The sequence below is a fragment of the Salisaeta longa DSM 21114 genome (assembly GCF_000419585.1).
Taxonomy (GTDB): Bacteria; Bacteroidota; Rhodothermia; order Rhodothermales; family Salinibacteraceae; genus Salisaeta; species Salisaeta longa.
Genome location: NZ_ATTH01000002.1, coordinates 104,685 through 128,470, shown reverse-complemented (window position 1 = coordinate 128,470; position 23,786 = coordinate 104,685). Strand labels below are relative to the sequence as shown.

Annotated in this window: 21 protein-coding genes; 14 read left to right on the top strand and 7 right to left on the bottom strand. The window is 63.8% G+C overall.

Annotation, left to right across the window (positions count from 1 at the left end):
* Position 1: 1 nt before the first annotated feature.
* Entirely contained in the window at positions 2-1,723 is a 1,722-nt protein-coding gene (locus tag SALLO_RS18840) for a calcium-binding protein (protein WP_022836902.1), read from the top strand.
* 457 nt (positions 1,724-2,180) lie between these two features.
* On the opposite strand, the gene SALLO_RS0113860 is transcribed toward SALLO_RS18840, so the two are convergent.
* On the bottom strand, positions 2,181-2,447 hold the full coding sequence (locus SALLO_RS0113860) for a hypothetical protein (protein ID WP_022836901.1): 267 nt from the start codon (positions 2,445-2,447) through the stop codon (positions 2,181-2,183).
* A gap of 341 nt (positions 2,448-2,788) precedes the next feature.
* On the opposite strand from SALLO_RS0113860, the gene SALLO_RS0113855 reads away from it, so the two are divergent.
* The 8 genes from SALLO_RS0113855 to SALLO_RS0113820 all read left to right on the top strand — a co-directional run bounded on the left by SALLO_RS0113855 (position 2,789) and on the right by SALLO_RS0113820 (position 14,306).
* Complete coding sequence (locus tag SALLO_RS0113855) at positions 2,789-3,529, top strand: LytR/AlgR family response regulator transcription factor (protein ID WP_022836900.1); 741 nt, start codon at positions 2,789-2,791, stop codon at positions 3,527-3,529.
* Between the two features lie 243 nt (positions 3,530-3,772).
* On the top strand, positions 3,773-4,597 hold the full coding sequence (locus SALLO_RS0113850; RefSeq protein WP_169577940.1) for a TraB/GumN family protein: 825 nt from the start codon (positions 3,773-3,775) through the stop codon (positions 4,595-4,597).
* Positions 4,598-4,657: 60 nt separating this feature from the next.
* Positions 4,658-5,887, top strand: a complete 1,230-nt coding sequence (locus SALLO_RS0113845; RefSeq protein ID WP_022836898.1) for a zinc metalloprotease — start codon at positions 4,658-4,660, stop codon at positions 5,885-5,887.
* Between the two features lie 363 nt (positions 5,888-6,250).
* Positions 6,251-7,156, top strand: coding sequence for an ABC transporter ATP-binding protein (locus SALLO_RS0113840; protein WP_022836897.1), 906 nt, complete (start codon positions 6,251-6,253; stop codon positions 7,154-7,156).
* A 134-nt stretch (positions 7,157-7,290) separates the two neighbouring features.
* On the top strand, positions 7,291-10,950 hold the full coding sequence (locus SALLO_RS0113835; RefSeq protein WP_022836896.1) for an ABC transporter permease/M1 family aminopeptidase: 3,660 nt from the start codon (positions 7,291-7,293) through the stop codon (positions 10,948-10,950).
* A gap of 29 nt (positions 10,951-10,979) precedes the next feature.
* The gene (locus SALLO_RS17430; RefSeq protein ID WP_022836895.1) at positions 10,980-12,116 is read left to right on the top strand and encodes a sensor histidine kinase; all 1,137 of its coding nucleotides are present in this window, start codon (positions 10,980-10,982) and stop codon (positions 12,114-12,116) included.
* Positions 12,117-12,287: 171 nt separating this feature from the next.
* The gene (locus SALLO_RS0113825) at positions 12,288-13,055 is read left to right on the top strand and encodes an ABC transporter ATP-binding protein (protein WP_022836894.1); all 768 of its coding nucleotides are present in this window, start codon (positions 12,288-12,290) and stop codon (positions 13,053-13,055) included.
* Positions 13,056-13,112: 57 nt separating this feature from the next.
* The gene (locus tag SALLO_RS0113820) at positions 13,113-14,306 is read left to right on the top strand and encodes an ABC transporter permease (RefSeq protein WP_022836893.1); all 1,194 of its coding nucleotides are present in this window, start codon (positions 13,113-13,115) and stop codon (positions 14,304-14,306) included.
* Between the two features lie 382 nt (positions 14,307-14,688).
* On the opposite strand, the gene SALLO_RS0113815 is transcribed toward SALLO_RS0113820, so the two are convergent.
* The gene (locus tag SALLO_RS0113815; protein ID WP_028567280.1) at positions 14,689-16,011 is read right to left on the bottom strand and encodes an ABC1 kinase family protein; all 1,323 of its coding nucleotides are present in this window, start codon (positions 16,009-16,011) and stop codon (positions 14,689-14,691) included.
* A gap of 31 nt (positions 16,012-16,042) precedes the next feature.
* Positions 16,043-16,711: a hypothetical protein gene (locus SALLO_RS0113810; RefSeq protein ID WP_228702832.1), complete on the bottom strand. Its 669-nt coding sequence runs from the start codon at positions 16,709-16,711 to the stop codon at positions 16,043-16,045.
* 146 nt (positions 16,712-16,857) lie between these two features.
* On the opposite strand from SALLO_RS0113810, the gene SALLO_RS17425 reads away from it, so the two are divergent.
* On the top strand, positions 16,858-17,757 hold the full coding sequence (locus tag SALLO_RS17425; RefSeq protein ID WP_022836891.1) for a sterol desaturase family protein: 900 nt from the start codon (positions 16,858-16,860) through the stop codon (positions 17,755-17,757).
* A gap of 5 nt (positions 17,758-17,762) precedes the next feature.
* Here SALLO_RS17425 and SALLO_RS0113800 read toward each other — a convergent pair whose 3' ends face one another.
* A complete protein-coding gene (locus SALLO_RS0113800; protein WP_022836890.1) occupies positions 17,763-18,638 on the bottom strand; it encodes a glycosyltransferase family 2 protein in 876 nt (291 codons plus the stop codon).
* A 2-nt stretch (positions 18,639-18,640) separates the two neighbouring features.
* Positions 18,641-19,366, bottom strand: coding sequence for a DUF2459 domain-containing protein (locus SALLO_RS17420; protein ID WP_022836889.1), 726 nt, complete (start codon positions 19,364-19,366; stop codon positions 18,641-18,643).
* Between the two features lie 78 nt (positions 19,367-19,444).
* Here SALLO_RS17420 and SALLO_RS0113790 point away from each other — a divergent pair, with 78 nt between their 5' ends.
* Complete coding sequence (locus SALLO_RS0113790) at positions 19,445-19,648, top strand: hypothetical protein (RefSeq protein ID WP_022836888.1); 204 nt, start codon at positions 19,445-19,447, stop codon at positions 19,646-19,648.
* A gap of 22 nt (positions 19,649-19,670) precedes the next feature.
* Here SALLO_RS0113790 and SALLO_RS0113785 read toward each other — a convergent pair whose 3' ends face one another.
* Both SALLO_RS0113785 and SALLO_RS0113780 read right to left on the bottom strand, forming a co-directional pair.
* Positions 19,671-20,027, bottom strand: coding sequence for a DoxX family protein (locus SALLO_RS0113785; RefSeq protein WP_028567278.1), 357 nt, complete (start codon positions 20,025-20,027; stop codon positions 19,671-19,673).
* Positions 20,028-20,059: 32 nt separating this feature from the next.
* Positions 20,060-20,977, bottom strand: a complete 918-nt coding sequence (locus SALLO_RS0113780) for a calcium/sodium antiporter (RefSeq protein WP_228702831.1) — start codon at positions 20,975-20,977, stop codon at positions 20,060-20,062.
* Positions 20,978-21,224: 247 nt separating this feature from the next.
* On the opposite strand from SALLO_RS0113780, the gene SALLO_RS17415 reads away from it, so the two are divergent.
* From SALLO_RS17415 to SALLO_RS0113765, 3 genes are all read left to right on the top strand, one after another.
* Complete coding sequence (locus tag SALLO_RS17415; RefSeq protein ID WP_022836886.1) at positions 21,225-21,656, top strand: LexA family protein; 432 nt, start codon at positions 21,225-21,227, stop codon at positions 21,654-21,656.
* Between the two features lie 79 nt (positions 21,657-21,735).
* Positions 21,736-23,088 (top strand): Y-family DNA polymerase, encoded by a 1,353-nt coding sequence (locus tag SALLO_RS0113770; protein WP_022836885.1) that lies wholly within the window; start codon positions 21,736-21,738, stop codon positions 23,086-23,088.
* 279 nt (positions 23,089-23,367) lie between these two features.
* Positions 23,368-23,772, top strand: coding sequence for a hypothetical protein (locus SALLO_RS0113765; RefSeq protein WP_157621522.1), 405 nt, complete (start codon positions 23,368-23,370; stop codon positions 23,770-23,772).
* Positions 23,773-23,786: the final 14 nt, after the last annotated feature.

The following is a 23,786-nucleotide window of genomic DNA, read 5'->3' as shown; positions in this document are numbered from 1 at the left end:
CATGCCTGCACAACAATCGAACTTTCCCTTTTTCTTTCCGACGCTCCTGGCCCTGGCGCTGCTCGTGGTGTTTACGGCCTGTGACTCCACGCCCGGCGCGATAGATGAGGAGCCCAGTGCCGAGGCCACAACCGACGTCAACGATCCAGATGGCGCGACGGCCAAGGCCCTCGGCCGCAGCCAGGGCAACACGGGCTGCGGCATCGACAACCTCAATTCCTTCATCAACAACGTGGTTTTGCCTGAGCGTAACGCAGGCAGTGTCGAGGGCGTGTTTTCACACGAGATCGATGGCGTCACGTACAACGTCTACGACCTTGCAGACCCTGTTACCGTGGCTGCGATGGATGAAGAAACCAACGGTGCAGGCATCACCTTCCGATTCACGTCCAGCGACCTCGCCGTCGAAAACGACATCGTCATTGGCACAGACGATCCAGACAATGTCCGTTCACGGGCTGGCACCGACTGCGTCTTCGGCCAAGACGGCGACGACTTCCTCCGCGCCGATGGAAAGAACGACTACATTCGGGGCGGCGAGGGCAACGATACCATCAAAGTCACCGGGAAGGGCGGAGAGAACGAAGCGAGCCGTCTCTTCGGGGACAATGGCAACGACGTGATTGCCTCGTTCCAGCGCGGCATTCTCGAGATGCACGGCGGCGACGGCGACGATGAGCTGTACGGGGGAGCATTCGACGACTACCTGTACGGCGGTCCCGGTGACGATGTCCTGAAAAGCGACGCCGTAAACATCCACCCCGTCTCTTACCCCGCGGGCAACGATCGCCTAGTGGGAGGCCCAGGCGCGGACAACCTCGATGGAGGGCCTGGCGATGACCATCTGCATGGCGGGAAGGGCGAAGATATCCTCCGCGGCGGCGACGGCGACGACACGCTGGTTGGGCATCTTGATGCCGACATTCTGTATGGCGACGATGGCAATGACCAGCTGCGGGGCGACGAGCTGGGCGGCAGCCCGCGCTTCGCAGACAAGCTCTTCGGCGGAGATGGCAACGACAAGCTGTGGTACGTTGGGAAAGAAGACTTTGCGGATGCGACGCCGTGGACCTTCGCCGAGCATGTGAGCGGCGGCAGCGGCACCGACTGGGTGCGCCTCGACAACCGCGGCACCGGAGGCAAGCGATTCTACATGGACCGCGCCAGTGTCGAACGCCTGCAGGGCGGCAATGGCGATGACATCGTGCGCGCCAACGCGCTCCGTACTCCCGTTCGCATCAACGGAGGCAAAGGCAACGACGTGCTCGGCGGCTCCTTCATGCCGGGCGACGTCATCGACGGCGGGGAAGGCGACGATCGGATCAGCGGCAACAACGGCGAAGACACGCTGATTGGCGGACCGGGCGACGACCAGATGTCGGGAGACCAGAAGTCGCGCGATTTCGACGACCGCTTCCTGTACCGTGCTGGGGATATCTCCAACGAAAACCGGAAGGAGCGCCTGGGGGCGTTTTCAAAAGGCGATCGCCTGGTCTTCGAGCGGGCCGACTGGACCATTCTAGGAGCAAAGCTTCAGGGCAGGTACGGCATCATGATTCGTGTGGAGAGCACCAAGGGAGACCGTGGATGGATCTTCGCAAAAGAAATACGCCGTCACCTCACCACCGAAGACCTGAGCACGACCGTTGGAATGCAAGCCTTTCTGGAACGGTTTGTCGCTGGGAAGGTGAGCTTTGCACCGGGAGGCCCGGCGCTCCTCTGACCGAGGGAGCCACGAGCCTACCCGTAACAGATGTGCCGTCAGGCAACGTGACCACCGAAGCCGCCCCTGCCCTCGTGGCGGGAGCGGCTTCGTGCGTTGGGAGCCGGGCCTCATTCCATAGGCTCGGAGCGGGCGCACTAGACGTTATGATCTCTGCTGCGCGCACCGGCCGATCCGTCGATTGCATGGCTTGGGGGGTGGGGAGCGCTTCGTTACTTCCGTAGCGGTTGGAGCGGGGCCTGCTGATTCAGAAACGGGCCTGGCAAAGGGTCGCCCGACGACGCCCGCTTTGGGGCGAGCGTAACCGTTCCTGCAATCGCTGTGGGCACCCAAGAGCTGTATCCCCCTGCGATATGCAAGGGACACCGCCCCTCCCGCCGCTCGTGCAGTAGCGGGCCGCTGGCTTTAACCAACGAGACGCACGCGCCCGATCGAGGAGTGCGGTCCCGCCCGGTTGCTACAGCGCCGTGACGGTGCCTTCCAGCAGGGCGCGGCTGCGTCGCGTGTCGATGACCGGCCCCAGCTGGCCCATCAGGTTGAAGATGCCCACCAGCACCTTGTTTAAGAACACGAAGTGCGGCGAGCCGGTCGTTTCGCGAAGCTCCGAGGCCTCCCGAAAGCGGGCCTGCAGTTCTTGGTGGAAGGTGGGCGCGCCGAAGTCGAAGCGGTCGGTGCGGTACGGGCGCACAATCAGCGACCCGAAGCGCGCAAGGAACTCCCGCAATTTACTTGCACCGGCCACCCGTGCAGATGCAACATGCGTCCGTTCGCAAACTGCCGGGCAAGCCGTCCCCGAATGCTACAGCACGTTGCCTCCCCCGCTCATCAGCGCAAGCTACCGGCGATCAGAAATTGCTTTCACAGGGCCAGTGCGTTTCGTATCTTCATTGTATGGAAGTATTTTGTTGTATCGGCACCCTTGCGCTGTTTGTCTCCCAATCGCCTATCCCGTCGCATGGGAGCGGAGCAGCCCGAGGGCATACGTTCTTGCGCCTATCGTTGGCGAGCGTACGGCCTGCAAAACCGTTCCCTGACGCCCAAAATCTACTAATAGTCGTACATATCATGACGCTACGAACACTTATCGTCGATGACGAGCGCCTGGCACGCAGCGAAATGCGACGCCTGCTGGCCGCCCACGAGGATCTCGAAATCGTTGGAGAAGCCACAAATGCCGATGAGGCCGAGGCCGCCGTCAACGACCTGCAGCCCGATCTCCTTTTTCTCGATGTTCAGATGCCTGGTGGCAGCGGCTTCGATCTGCTGGAGCGTCTAGATGCCGTGCCGTTTGTCGTGTTTTCGACCGCGTACGATGCCTACGCCCTTGAGGCGTTTGAAGTGAGTGCGCTAGACTACCTTGTCAAGCCCATTGAACCCGAGCGATTAGCGGAGGCTGTGCAGCGCGTGCGCGAGCAAGCCAAGGCGACTCAACCGCAGGGGGCAGTGGCGGAAGCGGAGCCCGTGCCCACCCTTTCCACCGATGACCAAGTGTTTGTGAAGGATGGCAAACGCTACTACTTTGTGCAACTGGCCGATGTACGCTACTTCGCATCGGAAGGAAATTACACGCGCATCGTCTCCAGCAAGGGCAAGCCGCTTGTACACCGCTCGCTGCGTTATCTCGAAGAACGCCTCGATCCCAACTGCTTTTTCCGCGCAAGCCGTCAGCACATCATTAACCTGCACTGGGTAGAGGACGTTGTCCCCTGGTTTGGCGATAAGATTCTTGCAAAGCTGAAGGACGGGAGCGAGATCGAACTTTCGCGTCGGCGCTCGAAGCAATTCCGTGAGCACTTGAAGCTGTAAACGCCAGCCGCTGCCCGAAACGGAGAGGGCCAGCGCCACTCATCAAAGGATGCAGCCACTGACCAATACTGCGCTTTACAACGGAGTAGCGTCGCTTTATAAAGGCAGTGGTTTTGCAAATGCAGCTTCTAACAACTTTGAACTACCATGCACACACGATTACTTGTAGGTTTCCGGAGCAGACGCTTCCCTATGCAGCGCTTTTGGACCGCTGTATGTATAGCCATCTTGGGGTTGCTCCCGATGATTGCCCATGCACAAGACCGCCATATGCTGTGGGACATCCGTTCGGATGCAGGCACCGAGGGATACCTTGTAGGGTCGGTTCATCTTCTAAAGCCCGAAGCGTACCCACTGGCTCCGGCCTTCGACAGCGTCTTCGCTGCGTCTGATGTGCTGGTCTTCGAAACCCGCCTGGACAGCGCCCGCACACAAGCCCCCGCGCTCATTGCCGAGATGGGCATGTACAGCGACAATCAAACGCTGCAACGCACGCTTTCAAGCGATGCCTACCGTCTGCTCAAAACGACCACCGACAGCCTTAACTTACCTCTTAAACGGTTGCAGCGCATGGAGCCGTGGGTGGTTTCTATGTCGGTGCCCATACTACTTTACCAGCGCGCTGGCTACACGCCCGGTTCTGGCATCGATGCTCACTTTTTCCGTAAGGCCAAGACTGCCGGAAAACCCATCCGCTCCCTAGAGACGCTCCGCGAGCAGTTGCGTATTTTTGATGGGCTCTCGTCGTCACAGCAGGAGGACTTTCTGCGCTACACGTTAGCGCGTTCGGGGCGCACCATACAGCAGATGGACGAGATGACGCGTGCATGGGCACGGGGCGATACCACACGGCTGCGGGCCCTTCTTGAGGGCGAGATGATGCGAGAATTTCCGGCGCTGTACCGGCGCCTTCTGGTAGAACGCAACCAGCGGTGGGTGCCCCAAATTGAGGCACTACTTGCAGGCAGCACACGTCCTATGATTGTGGTGGGGGCCGGCCATATGGTGGGGCGCAAGGGCCTCATTGCGCTGCTAGAAGCCCGAGGCTACACCATACATCAGCGCTAACGTCGTTTTTACGGAATTCACGCCGCACCGTACGCACCTTTCACCACGTGCCTAACTGCCATGGACGCCTCCGACGTGCCTCCGCTACGGATGCCCGCGGGCCTCGCCCCGGATAATGCTGCTACCATTGACTTCCTTAAAACAGCTGCTATTGTGCTTGCGAGTGGCGCAGTTGGATACGCCGCGTACGTTCTGCTCATCGGCGACGACGGAGGGGCGAGCGCTGTACCTGCCGGCACGTTGGATGTGTTAGGCGGAGCGATCGCGCTTGTGGGGACGGCTGTCATCATATTTCTTGCACTGGCCGTTCACGAGGCCGGGCATTTGCTGGGCGGATGGCTGAGTGGCTTTCGGTTTCAACTCCTCGCCGTAGGACCGTTCATGGTCACACGCACGAATACCGGGTACCAGGTTGAACTGCACACGCACTGGTCTCTCTATGGGGGAATGGCGGGCAGCGTGCCCACCGACCTGCAAGATCTAGCCCGCGGCGAAGCACGCATGGTGGCCGGCGGGCCTGCTGCGAGCCTGTTGCTGGGGCTGCTAGCCATTGGCGCGTACATCGCACTGGGCCTGTACGACGCGGTACCGTCGGGCACATTGCCCATCGGGTGGATGGCAGCCGATGGAACGCTTATCTTTGGTACAGTCTCGCTCAGTATAGGCGTTGTTACGCTCGTACCCGTAACGACGAGCGGCTTCTTCACGGACGGGTCGCGCTTGCTGCGCATCTGGCGCAACCATCCGGCGGCCGCCCGCGATGCGGCCGTCTTTGCCCTCACGGCGCTACTGTTTGAAAAGCGGCCGTGCACCTGGGAGCCCGCGCTTGTCGACCAGGCCACGGCCGTAGACGATGAAACGCCCTACGACGTAGAAGGCCGGCGGCTGGCGTACCTGCACGCACTGGATACCGGCGATATGACGCGCGCCCATCGGCTATTGCAAGAAGCCTTAGACCGCCACGCGTTGTACCCGCCGGCCTTGCTCCCGTCACTAGCCCTGGAGGCGGCGTTCTTTGAGGGCGCCGTGCGCCAAGATGCGGGCGCCGCGGCGCGCTGGCGCGCTGTGGGCACCGGCAGGACCCCCTTCGACGACGAGAGCCTCCGCCTGCGAGCCCAAGTCGCTGTCCAGTGGGCGACGGGCGAGCCTACAGCAGATACGATAAGCCGGGCGCGCGAAGCACTCGCCGGAGACCCTGTGCGCGGCCTGGCCGCAGCCGCAACCCAATGGCTGAATGCACTCTGTCGCCCCTCCAGCGCTCGTTGCACGAAGGCGCACCGTTCTGTGTAGTTACTGTGAACACTTTTTCTTACAGGTCACGACACAATGAAACGCTCGGCTGCGCCACTCGCTGCGCCGCGCACCTGCCGGCACCTTCCTTGTCCCATCCGGTACCGGCGCCCCCCTCCTGCTTCCGCTGCCCTTTGCGCCTGTTTCTTGTCTGCGCACTTACGAGCCGGCCAGAAGGCAGCACCGCTTCTTCGCTGTCTATCTTCCGTTCTTGCCGCTCGTCGCGCCCCTTTCCCGCCTATCAAAAGGGACTACAGGTTACGTCCTGCAGTGCATACTCTACTTGGTAGATGCTTTATTTAAGCGCTGCATACTGTACGCTCATACGCGCCCCTTGCCCTTACCTTACAACCCCGCACTCCCATGCAGCTTCGCATTGAAAACGTCTCGAAGACCTATCCAAACGGTACACAGGCCCTCAAGGAGGTCACGCTATCGGTCTCCACGGGTCTTTACGGCCTACTGGGCCCCAACGGTGCTGGTAAGTCGACGCTCATGCGAACGATTGCCACGCTGCAAGAGCCCGACGACGGCACCGTTGAGCTCAACACCGACGACGCGACGATCAACGTACTTACAGAGAAACGTCGCGTGCGCCGTCGCCTGGGCTACCTGCCGCAGGAATTTGGGCTGTACCCAAAGGCCCGTGCCGACCATCTCCTCGATCACTTTGCGGTGATGAAAGGTATTACAGATGCGAGCGAGCGCGCCGCGACTGTAGATACGCTGTTTGACCGCACAAACCTCCAGGATGCACGAACGCAAACGCTCGACAGCTATTCGGGCGGCATGAAACAGCGCTTTGGCATTGCGGTGGCGCTCCTGGGCGACCCCCAGCTCATCATTGTAGACGAGCCCACCGCTGGCCTCGACCCTTCCGAGCGGACACGGTTTCTGAATCTACTGAGCGAGCTCGGCGAGAACCGCATTGTCATCCTCTCGACGCACATCGTGAAGGACGTGCGCGAGCTCTGCTCTAACATGGCCATGATTCGCAAAGGCTCCATCGTATTCGAGGGCAGCCCTGCGAGCGCCATTCGAGCCCTCGAAGGGCGTATCTGGAGCCACACCGTGACAAGGGTGACCCTGCCGATGTACGAAGCGCGCCACGATGTCATCTCGGTGCGGCTCGTGGCCGGGCGACCCGTCATTCGCGTCTATGCCGAGCAGGATCCTGGCGATGGGTTTAAGCCAGCGCGCCCCACACTTGAAGACGTTTACTTCGTACGAATGCAAGACCTGGTGTCCGCCACCGCCCTGAAGGCCTGAAGGAACGTGGGCGCGCATCCAGCGCCAGCGACGGCCGGCCCGGAGCCGCTACCGACCCCGCTGGTGCGCTTTAGTGCGCCGACACGTCCAACCATCCCCAGCCGTTACCCTCTCACTGTTCGTTCTTTCCTGTCATGTTCTGGCGTATTGCATCACACGAAGTCCGGTTCCGGTTCCGGGCGCTCTCTACCCACGTGTACTTTCTGCTCTTCTTTGCCCTCAGCTTCCTGCTCGTCAACGTCGAGGGTGGGGCTTTTGGAGACGGCGGCATCGGGGGCCTTAGCCCTATTGTGGCGGCTAATTCGCCTTATGCCGTCATGTTATACACGACCCTCTTTAGTTTCTTGGGCCTTATTATCACGGCGGCCTTTATGGGGCAAACCATTTATCGTGACTACGCCAGCGGGATTCATCCGCTCATGTTTACCACGCCCGTGCGCAAGCTTGATCTTCTGGGCGGGCGCTTTGTGGGAGCCTTGGCCGTGAACCTCTACATCTTTGCGAGCTTTGCGCTGGGCCTGATGGCGGGCGAGGTGACGCCCTGGCTCGACGCCAGCGAGTTCGGCGCCTTCCGGCTCAGTGCCTACCTGCAGCCGTACCTGCTGTTTGTCATACCCAATCTGCTGTTTACCGGGGCCCTCTTCTTTGCCCTGGCCGCGACGACACGCAAGATGCTGCCCAATTACATCGGAGGGATCCTGCTCCTCGTCGGCCACAGCATCGCAGCGACGCTCATCGCCGGCAACCCGATCGAGAATAGCACGATCGCGGCGCTGCTGGATCCGTTTGGCCTCATCACGGTGGATCAGGTAACACGCTACTGGACGACCACGGAACAGAACACACGGCTCGTGCCGCTCACGGGCTTGCTCTTGGCTAACCGGCTGCTGTGGATTGGCATAAGCGGAACGATCGTTGCCGGGGTCATTGCACGGTTTCGCGTTGCCCACCTCGCGGGCGGTGGATCGGCCGATACCACAACAGCGGATGAGGAAGCAGATCCGCTGACGGCAGGGCGCGTTAGCACGCTCATTTCGCAGCTCGACCTCCCGTCGGTGCAGCTGCTCTATAACAGCCGGGCGCGTCTCCAGCAGCTTGTAGCGCTCACACGGCGCGCTTTCTCTGAGATTGTACGCGACGTGTACTTTTACGCTATTTTGGCGGGCGGTATGGTTTTCCTTATCATCGGGGCAAACGAGATTGGGCAGCAGTACGGCACAACCGTTCAGCCCGTAACACGCATCGTAGCAAACGAGCTGAGCGCCGGCTTCGGCATAATTATGGTAGTGCTCATCGCGTTCTACGCCGGGCGGCTCGTCTGGCGCGAGCGCGACTTAAAGGTGCAACCGCTTACCGACACGTTGCCCGTGCCGAGCAGCCTTGCGCTCGTGTCGAAATTTGCAGCACTGGTTGGGATGGTGGTAGTGCTCCAGGCCGTTATTATGGCTGTAGGCATTGGAACGCAACTGGTGAAGGGCTACACGCAGTTTGAGCTGGGGCTGTACGTGAGCGAGCTGTTCGGCATCGGGTTGCTATCGAACGCGCTCTTCTGTGCGCTGGCGCTTGTCGTGCATACAGTCGTCAATCATAAGTATGTTGGCCACCTCCTCATCATCCTCTACTACCTCAGCCTGGCCTTCCTCCCGCAGTTGGGGCTGGAGCATCCGCTCTACGTCTTCGGCGGCGGGATCAGCATCCCGTACTCCGACCTGAACGGGTACGGCCATTACCTCACGCGCTTTGCGTGGACGGCCCTGCACTGGAGCGCAGTGGCCCTCGTGCTGGCGCTCATCGCCCGCCTGCTGTGGGTACGCGGTAACGAAACCACGCTCCGTGCGCGCTGGGAGCAGGCCAAACGCCGCCTCACGCGCCCGATGGCGCTGCGCCTCGGCGGCGCGAGCACGCTCATGCTCTGCACCGGGGCTGTCATCTTCTACAATGTAAACGTGCTGCACACCTACCGTACCAACGACGAGCAGAAGGCGCTGCGTGCCCGCTACGAGCGGACGTACGGCCTGCTCGAAGATACCCCACAGCCGCGCGTGACAGCGGTAAACGTGGCCATCGACCTCTTTCCGAGCCGGCGCGATGCAACCATCGCCGGCTCGTACACGCTTGTCAACAAGACGCCCCGCGCCATCGACTCGGTGCATGTGCAGTTGCCCCCGCAAGACGACGTGCACGTCGAGCAGCTCACGTTTAGCCAGCCGGCTACAATCGCACTAAACGATAAGGCATTGGGCTTTCGCACGTACGTGCTGGACGCACCGCTGCCACCCAACGATACGCTCCAGCTGTCCCTGCGCCAGGCAATCCGCACCCGTGGATTCGCCGGAGACGTGGATGCGCTCGTGGCCAACGGCACGTTTCTGCGTAACAACGTGCTCCCGCAGATTGGTTATCAACCGAGGCGCGAGCTCTCCACGCCCAGCGAGCGCGAGGACTATGGACTGCCGCCGAAGCCACCTCTGCCGCCCAGGAATGATTCGCTGGCGCAGCGCACAAACGCCTTCAGCCGTTATGCCGATTGGATCGACTTCACTGCGACGGTGAGCACCGCTGCCGATCAGGTTGCGCTGGCACCCGGGCACCGCGACACGACATGGCTTTCTGACGGACGGCGCTACGCGCGCTTTACGACCCGCGCGCCCATGCTCCACTTCTACACAGTGCTCTCTGCGCGGTACGACACCGTCGCTGCCCGGTGGACGCCGCCCGATACGGCCTCCGGGCAGGCACCGGTTGACATCACCGTCTACCACCACCCAACCCACACCTTCAACCTCGACCGCCTCGTAGCCGGGGCGCGCACGGCGCTCGATTACTACACCACCCACTTCGGCCCGTACCAGAACCGCCACCTACGCATTGCCGAGTTTCCGCTGTACCACGGCGCCTTCGCCCAGTCGTTTCTGGGCACCATCCCGTTCTCCGAGTCAATGGGCTTCATCATGCGCTTCGACGAGGAAAGCGACATCGACTTCCCGTTTTACGTGACGGCGCACGAGGTGGCGCACCAGTGGTGGGGCCACCAAGTGGCGCCTGCAAACGTGGCGGGCGCCGCGATGCTCTCCGAGACCCTCTCGCAGTACAGCGCGCTCATGGTGATGAAGAAGCGCTACGGCGCGCACCAGATGCGCCGCTTTCTGAAATACGAACTCGATCGGTACCTGAAAGGGCGCCGGACGGCATCGCGCGGCGAACGGCCGCTTGTGCGCGTAGCTGGCCAGGAATACATCCACTACCAGAAGGGCTCGAACGTGATGTATGCCTTGCAAGACTACATTGGCGAGGACCGCGTGAACACGGCCCTGCGTCGTCTTATCAACAAAACGAAGTTCAACAAGCCGCCTTATCCTACATCCCGGGAGCTGATGCAGGAGCTGGAGGCCGTTACCCCCGACTCGCTCCAGTACATTCTCGATGACTGGTTTCGCACCATTACGCTTTACGAAAACCGCACAACTAAGGCCACCTACACGCCGACCGGCAACGGCCGCTACCGCGTGACGCTCAACGTAATCGCCCGAAAGGTACGGGCCGATAGCCTAGGCGCGGAAACCGAAGTTGCCATGAACGATTGGATCGACGTGGGCGTCTTTCCGCCCGACACGAGCGACGTGCCGCCCGAGCCGCTTTACCTGCGCAAGCACCGTCTTAAGAGCGGCGCGCAGACGATCACTGTGACCGTGGACGACGAGCCTGCCCGCGCGGGCATCGACCCGTACGCCAAGCTCATCGACCGCGCTGTGGGCGATAACGTGACGACCGTCGCGCGGGCGGCGGACGACTGACCGCGCGCAGCATCATTCCCCCCATTCTGATGACACGCAAACAGGCATACTGGGTGTGCCAGCTTGGCGGCTGGGGCCTATGGGCGGCGTTTGGCGTCGTGCTGTACGCCCTGCTGGAAGATGCGGCGCACACGATCGAACTCGGTACTGGGTTTGTTTTAACAGTAGGCTTGGGCGTCGGCCTTACGCACGCGTACCGCGCGTATCTCCGCGCCTACAACTGGACACGCCTCCCCCTACGCGCGCTCATTCCCCGCATGCTCCTGGCTGCAGTACTCCTCAGTGTGATCTGGAACCTGGTTCAAATTGGCATGAGTGAAGCCGGATGGCTACCGGAGGGGGCCGGCGACTTGTCAACGCTGCAGAAGCCCGTCTTGTTGGTGTCGGCCCTCACCGGAGGTGGCCTGCTCTTGCTCGTTTGGTCCACGATCTACTTCGGCCTGCACTTTTTCTGGAACTACCGGCAGGCCGAAATCGACCGGCTAGAGATGGCCGTTCAATCGCGCGAGGCGAAGCTCGACGCGCTCAAGCTGCAGCTCAACCCGCACTTTCTCTTTAACAGCCTCAACAGCGTGCGCGCGCTCGTGGCGGAGGATCCGGAGCAAGCGCAGACGATGATCACACGCCTCGCGCGGCTCTTGCGTACCACGCTGCAAAGCAGCAAGACGGTTACGGTGCCGCTGCGCAAGGAGATCGAGATTGTACGCACGTATCTCGAACTCGAATCGGTGCGCCTAGAGGAGCGGCTGGCGTACCGGATTGATGTTCCCCCCGCCGTGTGCAGCCGTTCTGTTCCGCCCCTGCTCGTACAGACGCTCGTGGAAAACGCCATCAAACACGGCATCGCCCCCCGGCCCAACGGCGGTACGGTGCGGGTGAGCGCTCATTGCGCTGCCGATGCGCTGCACCTGCGGGTTGCTAACACCGGGCAACTCAATGGGTCGGACCGTTCCGGCGGCATTGGGCTGCAAAACGTACGCGAGCGCCTCCGCCTGCTCTTTGGCTCCGAGGCTTCGATCGAGTTAGGAATGGATGGACCGGCTACCGTGGTTGCAACGGCGCGCGTCCCCCGCAATCCCAGCCGCGTGCAAACAGGTACGGATGCCTCTGCCACCAAACCTGCAGACGCAACCCATGCAGCGGCGACGTCTAGCCAACGGTCGTAGACGGATGGCAGCACCGTCTCTGGCAGCCCAGCCGGCTCCCCGCTGGCGGAATCTGCCGTTCAGCACACCATGTCACCGTTCATTAAAGAGGGGTTTCCGAAAGGGGACGGCGTGCTTATCCTCCGTGACTGAAGCCTTCTCCCGCGATCTCACGTGTCCAACGGTACTCTTATGATCGAGGTGCAACAGCTCTCCAAGACGTACACGCTCTCGCGTGAGCAGAAAAAGGAAATGGGCGACCGCTACACGGGCGACACCCTCGACGCCTTGCGCGACGTCTCGTTCACCTGCCAACCGGGCCGCATCTTCTGCCTGCTCGGCCCCAACGGCGCGGGCAAGACAACGGCGCTCCGAATCATTGCCGCCATGCTCAAGCCGACGCGAGGCACCGTCCGCGTCGGCGGCTGCGACGTGATGGAGCACCCGCGCGCCGTCTGCCGCCAGCTCGGCTTCCTGACCGGCAGCACCGGCCTCTACGACCGCCTCACCGCCCACGAGCTCGTCAAGTACCACGCCGACCTGCACGGCGTCTCTTCTACGGATTTCCAGCGGCGACGCGACGCGCTCTTCGACCTGCTCGACATGCACGCCTTTGCCGACCGGCGCATCGGCAAGTTCTCGACGGGCATGCGCCAGAAGGTGAGCATCGCCCGCACGATGATCCACGACCCCGACGTGGTCGTGCTCGACGAGGCCACCGCCGGGCTCGACGTGATCGCTGCCCGCAGCATCATCCGCCTCGTGCGCCAGTGCCGCGACGATGGCAAAACCGTCATCTTCTCCACCCACCGGATGGACGAGGTCAACCTGCTGGCCGACGACCTCGGCCTCTTGCACGAGGGCCGTCTCCTCTACGCCGGCTCGTTCGACGCCTTTTCCGATGAAATGGAAGCGCCCACCCTCGAAGACGAGTTCATTCGCCGCGTGGAAGCGGCCTGATCGTTCCCCGCGTCGCTCCGGCTCGTCCCCCTTCCTCCCTCGACCCGCCGACCTACCATGCGCGCTGCATTTACCGTCTTCAAGAAAGAGCTGATTGACACGCTGCGTGACCGCCGCACCATCATTGCCATGGTGGTAGTGCCGCTCGTGCTGTTTCCGCTACTGTTTGTAGCGTCGACGTGGATCATGCAGTCGCAGAGTGAACAGGCCGCCCAGCGGACGCTGCGCGTGGCGCTCGTCCACGGCGCGCAGGCCGACGGGCTGGCCGAGCGGCTTGCGGCGGCGCCCCAGGTGGACGTCGTCACCAGGCTGGCGCCGGACTCGGCGCGGGCGCGCGTCCGGCGCGAGGTGCTGGATGCGGCCTTCATCGTAGCCCCGTCCTTCCAGGACGCCGTGCAGAACTTGCGCGCGGGCGCCATCGAGTTCGTCTACAAGTCGGGCGACAACACCGACATCCTGCGGCGCCGGCTGCAGCAAGTGCTCGACGGCTACGAGCGGCAGCTGTTAGAGGAGCGGTTTTCGACCCTGCAGCTCTCGCTCGACGCCACCGAGGCCGTGCAGGTGCGCGACGTGGACGTAGCCACCGCGCAGGAGAAGATCGCGCGTAGCATCGGCGGCTTTCTGCCCTACGTCTTTATTCTCTTCTGCTTCCTCGGCAGCATGTACCCGGCCATCGACCTGGGCGCCGGGGAGAAAGAGCGCGGCACGCTGGAGGCGCTGCTCTCCACCCCGGCGAGCCGCCCGCAGATCCTCCTCGGCAAGCTTGGCACCATCGTGCTGACGGGCGTGGCCTCGGCCGTGATCGCCATCGGAAGCGTCGTCATCTCGCCGATGCTCGTCGACGACGTTCCGCAGTCGCTGCTCGACGCGGCGTACGACATTCTCGACCCCGGCGTCATGGCGGCGCTGCTCACGATGCTCGTGCCGCTGACGCTCTTCTTCGGTGCGGCGCAGCTCTCGCTCTCCTTCTACGCCAAGTCGTTCAAGGAAGCGCAGAGCATCATCAACCCGCTGACCATCGTGGTCATCTTCCCGGTCTTCATCGGCCTGCTGCCGGGCATCGAGCTCGACGCGGTGACGGCGCTCGTCCCGGTGTTGAACGTCTCGCTTGCCACCAAAGGCGTGATCGCGGGCGACATCGCCCTGGGCATGCTGGCGCTCGTCTACGGCTCGCTCGCGGTGTGGGCCGCGCTGGGGCTGGGCGTGTGCGCCTATCTCTTCCGGCAGGAAAACATCATCTTCCGGACGTAGTGCACGGTCCATCGTGGTGTGCACGGTCCATCGTGGTGTGCACGACCGACCGATGACGCGTCCTCTCGGACGCCACGGACACCCTCCGCGCACGCCTCCCCGCCGGACTTGCCCCTGGCTCGTACCGCTACGCCCTTCCGATCCATGCGGACGAGGATGCGGCAAATTCACGGCCTGTAAATGTTACGCCCCCATCGTTTACGGTACGTGCCCCGTAAGCGGCACGCTGGGGCATGCCGGGGGGTGTGCGCTTCACTCCCGCCGCAGCAGGCGAGGCGAAATTCGCTGCCTTAGAACCGATGCTGGCGAGGGATCCGACGACGCCCGCTGTGGATCAGCGAGACGCACGCGCCCGATCGAGGAGTGCGGTCCCGCCCGGTTGCTACAGCGCCGTGACGGTGCCTTCCAGCAGGGTGCGGCTGCGTCGCGTGTCGATGACCGGCCCCAGCTGGCCCATCAGGTTGAAGATGCCCACCAGCACCTTGTTTAAGAACACGAAGTGCGGCGAGCCGGTCGTTTCGCGGAGCTCCGAGGCTTCCCGAAAGCGGGCCTGCAGCTCTTGGTGGAAGGTGGGCGCGCCGAAGTCGAAGCGGTCGGTGCGGTACGGGCGCACAATCAACGACCCGAAGCGGTCAAAGAAGTCCCGCAGGCGCGCGCGGGCCGCGGCATCCATGCCTTCGTGCAAAATGTCGAGGCGGTAGAGCAGCGGCTCGATGGCCGCGCTGTCATCCGCAATGCGCGCCCGCCACAGCCGCAGCATATCGTCGCGAAAGTCCTGCGGAAACGTCTTCACGCACCCAAAGTCGATAACGCCCAGGCGGCCGTCGGTGCGAAAGAGGAAGTTGCCCGGGTGCGCATCGGCGTGGATGGTGCGGTGGTCGCTCGCAATCTGTTCGTGGATGAAATCCCACAGGCGCTGTCCAAAGTGGTCGCGGCGCGCTTGGGGCGGGTCGTCGGCCAGAAAGGCGTCGAGGTGCTGCCCCTCCACGTACGTCATGGTAAGCACGGTTTCGGCGGTGTACGCCCGAACCGGCTGCGGCGTGACGACCGCATCGCTCGCATATTGCTCGGCAAAGAAGGCGATGTTTTCGGCCTCGTTCAGATAGTCGGTCTCTTCGTTCAGCCGGGCGCGCACCTCGTCCATGTACTCGTCGAGGTTGGGACTCTTCACGATCCGCTTGATGATGGAGCGGGCCATCGCGAGGTCCGAGGCAATGGTTTCGCGAACGTTGGGGTACTGCACCTTCACCACCACGGGCGTGCCGTCGTCGAGGCGCGCGCGGTGCACCTGCCCGATCGACGCCGCCGCCAGGGCCTCGGCTTCAAACGCGTCAAACAGCTGCGCCGGGTACGCGCCCAATCCGTCGCGGATGCGCTTTTGCACCAGCGCCTTGTTCATCGGCGGCACCTGATACTGCGCCTGCGCCATCACATCCATGAACTCCTCCGGCAGCACCCCCGTGTCCATGCTCATCGACTGCGCCAGCTTCAGGGCCGTGCCGCGCAGCTTGGTAAACTCGCGGAAGAGCTCCTGGGCGTTGCGGGTGTTCAGGTCACGCTTGCGCGTGCCATCGTCTTTGCCCTTGGTGACGCGGTCGGCCAGGTACTTGGCGTAGTTGGCACCCACCTTGAGCCCGGTCTTGGCAAAAATCTTTCCACGGTCGAGCTTAGAGGCGGGAAAGGAATCGTCCGATGCGTCCGACATGCAGGTCCATCATTATCCAGCAGAGCACGTGTTACGACCCAAACCAGCGCCCCACAACGGGCAAGCGCTTGAGGCCCAGCAGATCGGCCCGGGCAAGGTACCAGGCGAGGTCTACGCCGCGTTGCACGCCACCAAACATCACGAGTTCAGCAATGAACGCAACGAGCTTGTCGACGAGCGCGGTGGTGGCTTGCTGCTCGGCGCTCTCGTCGGCCACCCAAAAGCGGAGCACCGCCATCGTCACCTCAACGAGGACCGCCTGCACCGGCCACAGGCCCGTGATGAGGCGGTTGGTGTTGGGCACATCGGCGCTGGTGAGCAGCTCCTTGAGGGCCGCGCGAAGGTCTGCACGCAACGACGAGCGCGTGCGCACGGCCGTCTCGAAGGTGGCCTGCACGAAGGCACGCTGCTCGGCCAATCCATCGAGCAAAATGTAGTGGAACGACGCCAGGCGCTCCTCGAACGAGAAGTCGCCAAACCCTTCCGTGGAGGCGGTGATGAGGCGATACTGCGGCACCAGCAGGTTGTAGAAGGCCGTGAGGGCCTCCTCGGGATGGGTGAAGTGACGATCGAACACGTCGGGCGGCTGCCCGCTGCGCTCGATGATCGCGGCCCGCGTGCACGCCGCCGCCTCGTCTACGTAACACGCGGCCGCCGCCTGGGCAAGCGGCTGTTGCTCGGCAAAATCGTCGGGAGACACGCGCACAGAAGCACTAGGGAACGGACTGGCGAAGCGTCGTACGTACCGGCGGTCTGCGGTTGTTGTTTTGCGCGCGCCGCGGAACCTACGCCCTCACACCGAATTTCTACAGATGTAATAACATGTCATACAAATAAAAAAGCACCATGGCGGCCCTACTCGGTGCCCTTCAGCAAACCCAGACGCTGGCCATGCTGGCCGGACTGGTGGTGTTGCTGCTGTGGGAGCACGCCCATCCGTTGTTTGATTTCTTTCGCGGCGATGCCCGCGCCCGCGGCACACATGCGCTGCGGAACCTGTTGCTGGGCGGACTCAACGCCGTCATCATCTCGGTGGGCTTTGTGGGGCTGTGGGGCGCGGCGGCCCTGTGGGCGCAGCAGCACGACGTGGGGCTGCTGCATGCGTTGCCCGCCGCGGCGGGATGGACGCCCTGGGTGCATGCCCTGGGCGCTGTGTTGCTGCTTGATCTGTGGACGTACCTGTGGCACCGCCTGAACCACGTGGTGCCGGTGCTGTGGCGCTTCCATCGCGTGCATCACCACGACCCCACGATGGACGTAACGACGGCGAGCCGCTTTCACACCGGCGAAATTGTGCTGTCGTCTCTTTTCCGCATCGGCATCATCGTGGCGGTGGGCGTGCACCTGTGGGAGCTGGTGCTGTACGAAACCCTAATGTTTGCGGTCGTCCAGTTTCATCACGCCAACATCGCGCTCCCCCCGGCGCTCGACCGGGCACTGCGCGCCGTCATCGTGACGCCCAACATGCACAAGATCCACCATTCGCGCTGGCAGCCCGAAACGGATTCGAACTACAGCGCGCTGTTCTCGTGGTGGGACCGCCTCGGGCGCACCTTTCGGATGCGCGCCGACGTGTCGGCGATCCGGTTTGGGCTGGACGGATGGGATGCCCCGGCGCATCAGTCGGTTGCAGGCGTGCTGCGCACCCCGTGGCGCGCGCCCGATCCCGCAGGCGACGCCTCGGCCGACGCGGCACCTGCAGATGCTGCGTCGTCGGTTCCACCATCGCCCGATGCGTCTACTTGATTGTTTTACAATAACGGATCACGTCCGGCGCAAACGGCCCGTAGCCCGCGCTGCCAGCCCCTGCAGCGCGCCCGGTCGCCGGCCCGCCAAAGCGCCAGCCCCTCACCCAGCGCGGCCCACGCGTAGGCCAAACGCTCCCACGCTGCAAAGTGCTTGCGCACAAACCACCAGCGGTGGATGAGGGCCCGCTCGGTGTAGCGCGCGCGGTCGAAGCGGGCCGTAGGCGTGCGCCGATGCTCCAACACGGCCCCTGGCACCGCCCGCAGCGGATGCAGCTGCCCCACGCGAAACGAGAAGTCCAGGTCTTCCAGCATTGCATACCCACGCAGGCGCTCGTCGAACCGAAACGCATCAAAAACGGCGCGCCGGTAGGAGCAGGCACACCCCGGCAGCCACTCGACGGGCGTAGGCCCCGGGGGCGCCGGTTCCGGATACGAGGTGTGTCCCGAGGCAAGCACGCGGCCCGGACGCGGGTGGTCGAGCAGAAAGAGGCGGCGGAGCGCCGTGGCGCCCGGCGTGTGGGCGTGGGCCTCGACGACGCGGCCGCCCACGCCGCCCCATGACGGATGCGCACGCAGCGCATCTGCCAGGCCCGGCCGCACCGTCACGTCGTCGTCTACAAAATGCAGACAGCCGACCGATGGCGGGAGGGCGTCGACGCCGGCGTTGCGTTGAGCGGCGGTCGAGGGCGGCTTTGCATAGCGTCGGTAGTGCATCGATGGACCCTCGCAGCAAGCCGCCGTGGCTTTAGCCTGCGCCGCATCGCTCGCATCGATCACCCACAGCGTGCGATGAGCGCCGAGGGCGTGCCGGATGCTGCGAAGCGTGATGCGCAGTTCCGCCGGGCGGTTGCGCGTGCAAATGACGATGGCTTCGTGCATGGCTACTGTGCTGTGCGTGATGAAGGCATTGCGGCTTCGCACCGGCGCGCCTGCCGAAGCACCGCGCCTACGGTAAGCGCCCGCCAGCGCGTCGTTGAGCACCCGGCCGCCTCCAGCGCCTCGGCCACCCAGTGGTTGCAGTTCTGAAATAGGTGGTACGTGAGCGGCGAACGCACAAACTGGCTGGTAGGATACCATCCCGGAGCCGCCCCCACGGCCCGCCCCGTGCTCCGAACGACGACGGAGGCGCGGAGGTAGCGCAGCAACGCAGCAAGACTCGGCTCGGTGATCCGAAGCCGCACCATAGGCTGGCGCGGAAAGCGCGCGGTGAGCGCGGTTGTCACCGGCACCAGATGCACCACGCTGCCGGTCGGCCAGGCGCCCGCACGCACCGTGGCCCACCATCCGGGATCGGGCGCCGGGTAGTAGCGGGCCTCGCCCCACCCCATTTCCACAAACTGCACCGTGGGCCCAAGCACGTCCTGCACCCACGCCACCGAATCGAGCGCGGCGCGCGGCACCGCGAGGCCCGCGTGCCATCCGTGGCGAATCAGTGTAATCGTGACGCGGCTTGTGTCCGCCGGCGCCCGCTCTGTGCGCACAGGCTCCGGCAATCCGCACCCCACAAGCAGCACCGCCAGGGCCCACCACGGGCGTCGCAGCAGCGAGCAGCCGCCCGTACCGACGGTAAAGAAGCGTTCTCTGAAGAGGAGCATGAGCGGTTTCATACGCCGGTGTCCGGTGCGCGCGTCGTGCTACGCATAAAAAGAAACCGTCAGTTGTTGAACCGTTTCCACCCCTTACGTATGGAGTTATTTGAGCGCTTACCGTTCATTGCCGCCTTTGTGGGCCAGCTCTGCCTGTTTGGCGGCATCGTTGGCCTCTTCGAACTATTCGTGCAGGGGCCGCTGGCCGTCCTCAACAGTGCCTTCGCGCACATCCCGCTGCTCGTGCTCGCGCTTCTTTTGGAGCTATACGCCATCCTGTTCTTTCTCAATCGCGGGCAATGATGCCCTGTAGCCGCCGGCCCCGCTACGCCACGGCGGCCGCGTACACCCAGGCGATGAGGACCACCTGTAAGGGCAACCGGAGGTAGAGCGCCCACGCAGGAATTGGCCGAAAGGCCGCGGGATGCAGCGCCATGTGGACGTTGGCGGGGAAGACGGCGATGAGCAGGAGGATGAGGCCCCATCCGGCAAGCGGGCGCCAGGTGGACACCAGCAACCCCGCACCGCCCGCTATCTCAAAAACACCGCTGATGTACACCAGCAGCAGCGGACGCGGCAGATACGGCGGCACGATGCGCACAAACGTCTGCGGCATGATGAAGTGCAACAACCCCGTGCTCACAAAGAGGGCGGCGAGGACATAGCAGGAGAGTGTCGCCATCGGTGGGTTTGATCCATAAACTTGGCAGCCTGTCAGGTTACCAGATACGCAACATACGCGGCGTAGATCACGAGGAGGGGCCCCCCTTCCCAGCGGCGCAGTTGCCCTTCAGTGCGCATAAGCGGAAGCAGCAGCACCGGCAGTCCGACGAGCATCGCGCCGTCTGCCCATTGCAAATCGGCGGTTGACAGCGGCTGCACCAGGGCCGTGATGCCGAGGATGCACAGGATGTTGAACAGGCACGAGCCTACGGCATTGCCAATGGCGATGTCGCCCTCGCCGCGCCAGGCCGCCACCACGGACGTGGCCAGCTCCGGCAAGCTAGTGCCCACGGCCACCACCGTAAGTCCGATGACGGCTTCGCTGACGCCCAGCGCCCCGGCGATGGTAATCGCGCCGCCCACCAGCAGATTGGCGCCGCCCACCAACAGCCCGAGTCCGCCGGCCACGTACAGCGCATCGAGGCCCCACGCGCGCTGCGGCGGCACCCCCTCCTCGTACTCGGCCGCCACCGCCGGATGCTGTTCGCGCCGGGCCGCCCGGATGCTAAAGACGAGGTACGCCACCAGCGCCGCTACGAGCAGTCCGCCTTCGAGGCGGCTGACGGTGCCATCGTAGAGCAGCGCCAGCAGGCCCGCCGATACCAGAACGAGCAGCGGCACTTCCACGCGAATGACTTGCGCATTGACGTTGAGGGCCTGGATGAGCGCGGCCGTTCCGAGGATGAGGCCGATGTTGGCAATGTTTGAGCCCACCACGTTGCCCAGAGCCACCGCGCTGCTGCCGCGCAGGGCTGCGCCCAGGCTGACGACGAGCTCCGGCGCGCTGGTGCCAAACGCCACCACCGTAAGTCCCACCAGAAGAGCCGACATGCCCAGGCGCCGGGCGAGCGACGACGCGCCGCGCACCAGGCCTTCCGCGCCGATGGTGAGCAATGCGAGTCCTGCCATGAGTGCCAGGGCAGCTGATGCCATGGAGGTGCGGGCTTTCGTCTGTGGAGAACCGGCGCGCTCCAAAGAGCAACCTGAGGCGCAGTTCCCCAGGCGGTGTGCGCTTTGGGCAACGCGCCGGGTATCGTTCCCACGTGGCGAGCGGATCGCGCGGGCATCGTAACGAAATCAAAAACATGTTTGAAATATGTGTGGGCGTTCGTATGTTAAGAAACCGCCTGCTATCAATCACAAACGCCATGCGCTCATGCCGCTTCTTGCCTCCTCGCCGGGCCCCCTCCGGCTGCACGGCCTTGCCCATCCGCTCTTTTTGTCCACCGTTCCCGCCGGCTTCCCCAACCCGGCCGACGACTACGTGGAGACGGCTCTCGACCTAAACGAGTACCTCACCGGCGGGCGGCCCTCGGTGTTTTACGTGCGCGTTCGGGGCGACTCGATGACGGGCGCCGGCATCCACGATGGCGACCTGCTGGTGGTTGATCGCGCGCCGCGGCCGCGGGCGGGCGACGTGGTCATTGCTGCGCTGGATGGCGACCTGACCGTGAAGCGCTACGAGGTGCGGCGCGGGCAGCCGTACCTCGTGCCCGAGAGCCCCCATCACGCGCCCATCCGCATCGCGGACGGGCAGGACCTGATGGTGTGGGGCGTGGTGCAGCATGCCATCCACGCGGTGTCTTGACGGCCGGATCGCGGCGCGCGGCTTACGACGCGGCATTCACCAACACGTATTCGTTTGTCTCACGTACCCGGTGCCTCGCATGTCTGCTGCAGACGTGATTGCGCTCATCGACTGCGAAAACTTTTACGCCTCGTGCGAGCGGGTCTTCGATCCGTCCTTGCGCGGGCGCCCGGTGGCGGTGCTTTCAAACAATGACGGCTGCATCGTGGCCCGTTCATCGGAAGTGAAGGCGGCGGGCATCCCGATGGGCGCTCCGTTGTTTCAGTGGCGCGCCGCCCTCGATCGCATCGACGCAGCGGTGCTGTCGAGCAACTATCCGCTGTATGCCGACATGTCGCAGCGGGTGATGCGGGTGCTGGAGCGGGCGGTGATGGACCTGGAGGTGTACTCGATCGACGAAGCCTTTGCGACGCTGCCCGCGCTACCGGTCGATCGGCTGCGGCGCGTGGCCCGCCGGATGCGGCAGACCGTGCGGCGGCACGTGGGGGTTCCGGTACGCGTGGGCATCGGCCCGACGAAGACCCTCGCGAAGGTAGCCAATGCGAAAGCAAAAGCGACCGACGGCGTCTTTGTGTGTCCGCCCGAGCCGGCCCTAACGGAGGTGCTGCGCGCCACGCCCGCCGGCGACGTGTGGGGCATTGGCCGCGCGCATGCCAAGCGCCTGTCGGCCCGCGGCGTGACGGACGCGGCGGCGTTTCGGGCGCTTCCCGACGCGTGGATCCGGCAGCACATGGCCGTGACTGGGCTGCGCACCGCGCGGGAGCTGCGGGGCGAGCGCTGCCACGCCGTTGACCCGCCCGCGCCCCAGCGCAAGACGCTGATACGCAGCCGCTCGTTTGGACAGCGCGTGTACAGGCAAGATGTCCTGGCCGAGGCGCTGGCCCACCACACCCAGCGCGCCGCCGAGAAGCTGCGCCACGAAGGGCTGGACGCCGGCGGAATGCAAATTTTTGTGACCACCAAGCGGTTTGGGCCGCCGCCGCACTACAGCAACCGCGCCGCGCAGGCCCTGCCGCAGCCCACCAGCTACACGCCGGTACTTGTATCCACCGCCCGCCGCCTGCTGGCCACCGTCTACCGGTCTACCATTGCCGGCGAACGGGTGGGCTACAAGAAGTGCGGCGTGCTGCTCTATGCCCTCCGCCCGAAGCGCGCGCGGCAGTTGGGGCTGTTTGCCGCCGATGCAACCGGCACCGCCCCCGCAGCGCCTGCACTACGCAGCCAAGACGCCTTGATGCGCGCCGTGGACGCCCTGAACGCGCGCATGGGGCGGGGCACCGTCTACATCGCCCGGACGGGCCGCGGGCACGTCCGCGAACCCGACGCTTGCGCCTGGGCCATGGCGCAGCACCAACGCTCGCCGTGCTACACCACGCGGTGGACGGATGTGCCCCGGGCCATGGCCCGATACGTGCGCGGGCCTGCGGGTTGAGCTGATTGAACCCGCAAACCATGAAGAGCAAGCAAACAAGTATTGCATTCGATTTCTTTCTGCCGTATGTCTTAAATCTGAACAGCTTACCTTAGAGCTGAAATGCATCCGCACAGCAGCGACCATGCGATGTCCAGAAAAAGCGACATCTGCCCTTCGCGCTACGCCGGCGGCTGCAAGGACCAATACACGTGGTCCTGAGATCGTTGGCATAGCCTTATCTTCGCCGCCGCGCGGGTGCCGATCGTGCGCTCCGTTTCACTACACGCATGCTCCGTTATGAAACGCTTACCCTCGGTTGTCTCCGCACTCCTGTTATTCATAGCCCCCGCGCTCTGCCATGCGCAAGGAACCGCTCCGACCTATACGGTGCAGATACGCGCTGCGGATGGAGCGGCCCTCACAACCGTTGAGGTGCTAGACTGGAGCGCCCTGGACAGTCCGCCGAAGAAACCCTCGCAGCTCACCGTGCCGTTTGAGACCACCACGCTGGCCAAGCGCTTCAAGGCCGTGGTGCGCGCGCCAAAAGAAGCCGATGGGCGAATCCGAGTGCGCGTGATGAAAGACGGGGTTCAGCAATTTATGGCCATTGGCAAGCGTGTCGCTGTGCTGTACGACGAGCTGCGCGAGGCACCCTACATAAAAGCGTGGGATACGCGCACGCCCCAAGACGCCCGGCGTTAGTCCACCGCATACAT

Bases quoted from the DNA above. Each gene is read 5' to 3' on its own strand.
- SALLO_RS17425 (WP_022836891.1), top strand. From the start codon at position 16,858: ATGGCGGCCCTACTCGGTGCCCTTCAGCAAACCCAGACGCTGGCCATG.
- SALLO_RS0113780 (WP_228702831.1), bottom strand. From the start codon at position 20,977: ATGGCAGGACTCGCATTGCTCACCATCGGCGCGGAAGGCCTGGTGCGC.
- SALLO_RS0113815 (WP_028567280.1), bottom strand. From the start codon at position 16,011: ATGTCGGACGCATCGGACGATTCCTTTCCCGCCTCTAAGCTCGACCGT.
- SALLO_RS0113855 (WP_022836900.1), top strand. From the start codon at position 2,789: ATGACGCTACGAACACTTATCGTCGATGACGAGCGCCTGGCACGCAGC.
- SALLO_RS17415 (WP_022836886.1), top strand. From the start codon at position 21,225: ATGCCGCTTCTTGCCTCCTCGCCGGGCCCCCTCCGGCTGCACGGCCTT.
- SALLO_RS0113790 (WP_022836888.1), top strand. From the start codon at position 19,445: ATGGAGTTATTTGAGCGCTTACCGTTCATTGCCGCCTTTGTGGGCCAG.
- SALLO_RS0113765 (WP_157621522.1), top strand. From the start codon at position 23,368: ATGAAACGCTTACCCTCGGTTGTCTCCGCACTCCTGTTATTCATAGCC.
- SALLO_RS17420 (WP_022836889.1), bottom strand. From the start codon at position 19,366: ATGAAACCGCTCATGCTCCTCTTCAGAGAACGCTTCTTTACCGTCGGT.
- SALLO_RS0113850 (WP_169577940.1), top strand. From the start codon at position 3,773: ATGATTGCCCATGCACAAGACCGCCATATGCTGTGGGACATCCGTTCG.
- SALLO_RS0113835 (WP_022836896.1), top strand. From the start codon at position 7,291: ATGTTCTGGCGTATTGCATCACACGAAGTCCGGTTCCGGTTCCGGGCG.
- SALLO_RS0113840 (WP_022836897.1), top strand. From the start codon at position 6,251: ATGCAGCTTCGCATTGAAAACGTCTCGAAGACCTATCCAAACGGTACA.
- SALLO_RS0113770 (WP_022836885.1), top strand. From the start codon at position 21,736: ATGTCTGCTGCAGACGTGATTGCGCTCATCGACTGCGAAAACTTTTAC.
- SALLO_RS18840 (WP_022836902.1), top strand. From the start codon at position 2: ATGCCTGCACAACAATCGAACTTTCCCTTTTTCTTTCCGACGCTCCTG.
- SALLO_RS17430 (WP_022836895.1), top strand. From the start codon at position 10,980: ATGACACGCAAACAGGCATACTGGGTGTGCCAGCTTGGCGGCTGGGGC.
- SALLO_RS0113845 (WP_022836898.1), top strand. From the start codon at position 4,658: ATGGACGCCTCCGACGTGCCTCCGCTACGGATGCCCGCGGGCCTCGCC.
- SALLO_RS0113820 (WP_022836893.1), top strand. From the start codon at position 13,113: ATGCGCGCTGCATTTACCGTCTTCAAGAAAGAGCTGATTGACACGCTG.
- SALLO_RS0113785 (WP_028567278.1), bottom strand. From the start codon at position 20,027: ATGGCGACACTCTCCTGCTATGTCCTCGCCGCCCTCTTTGTGAGCACG.
- SALLO_RS0113825 (WP_022836894.1), top strand. From the start codon at position 12,288: ATGATCGAGGTGCAACAGCTCTCCAAGACGTACACGCTCTCGCGTGAG.
- SALLO_RS0113800 (WP_022836890.1), bottom strand. From the start codon at position 18,638: ATGCACGAAGCCATCGTCATTTGCACGCGCAACCGCCCGGCGGAACTG.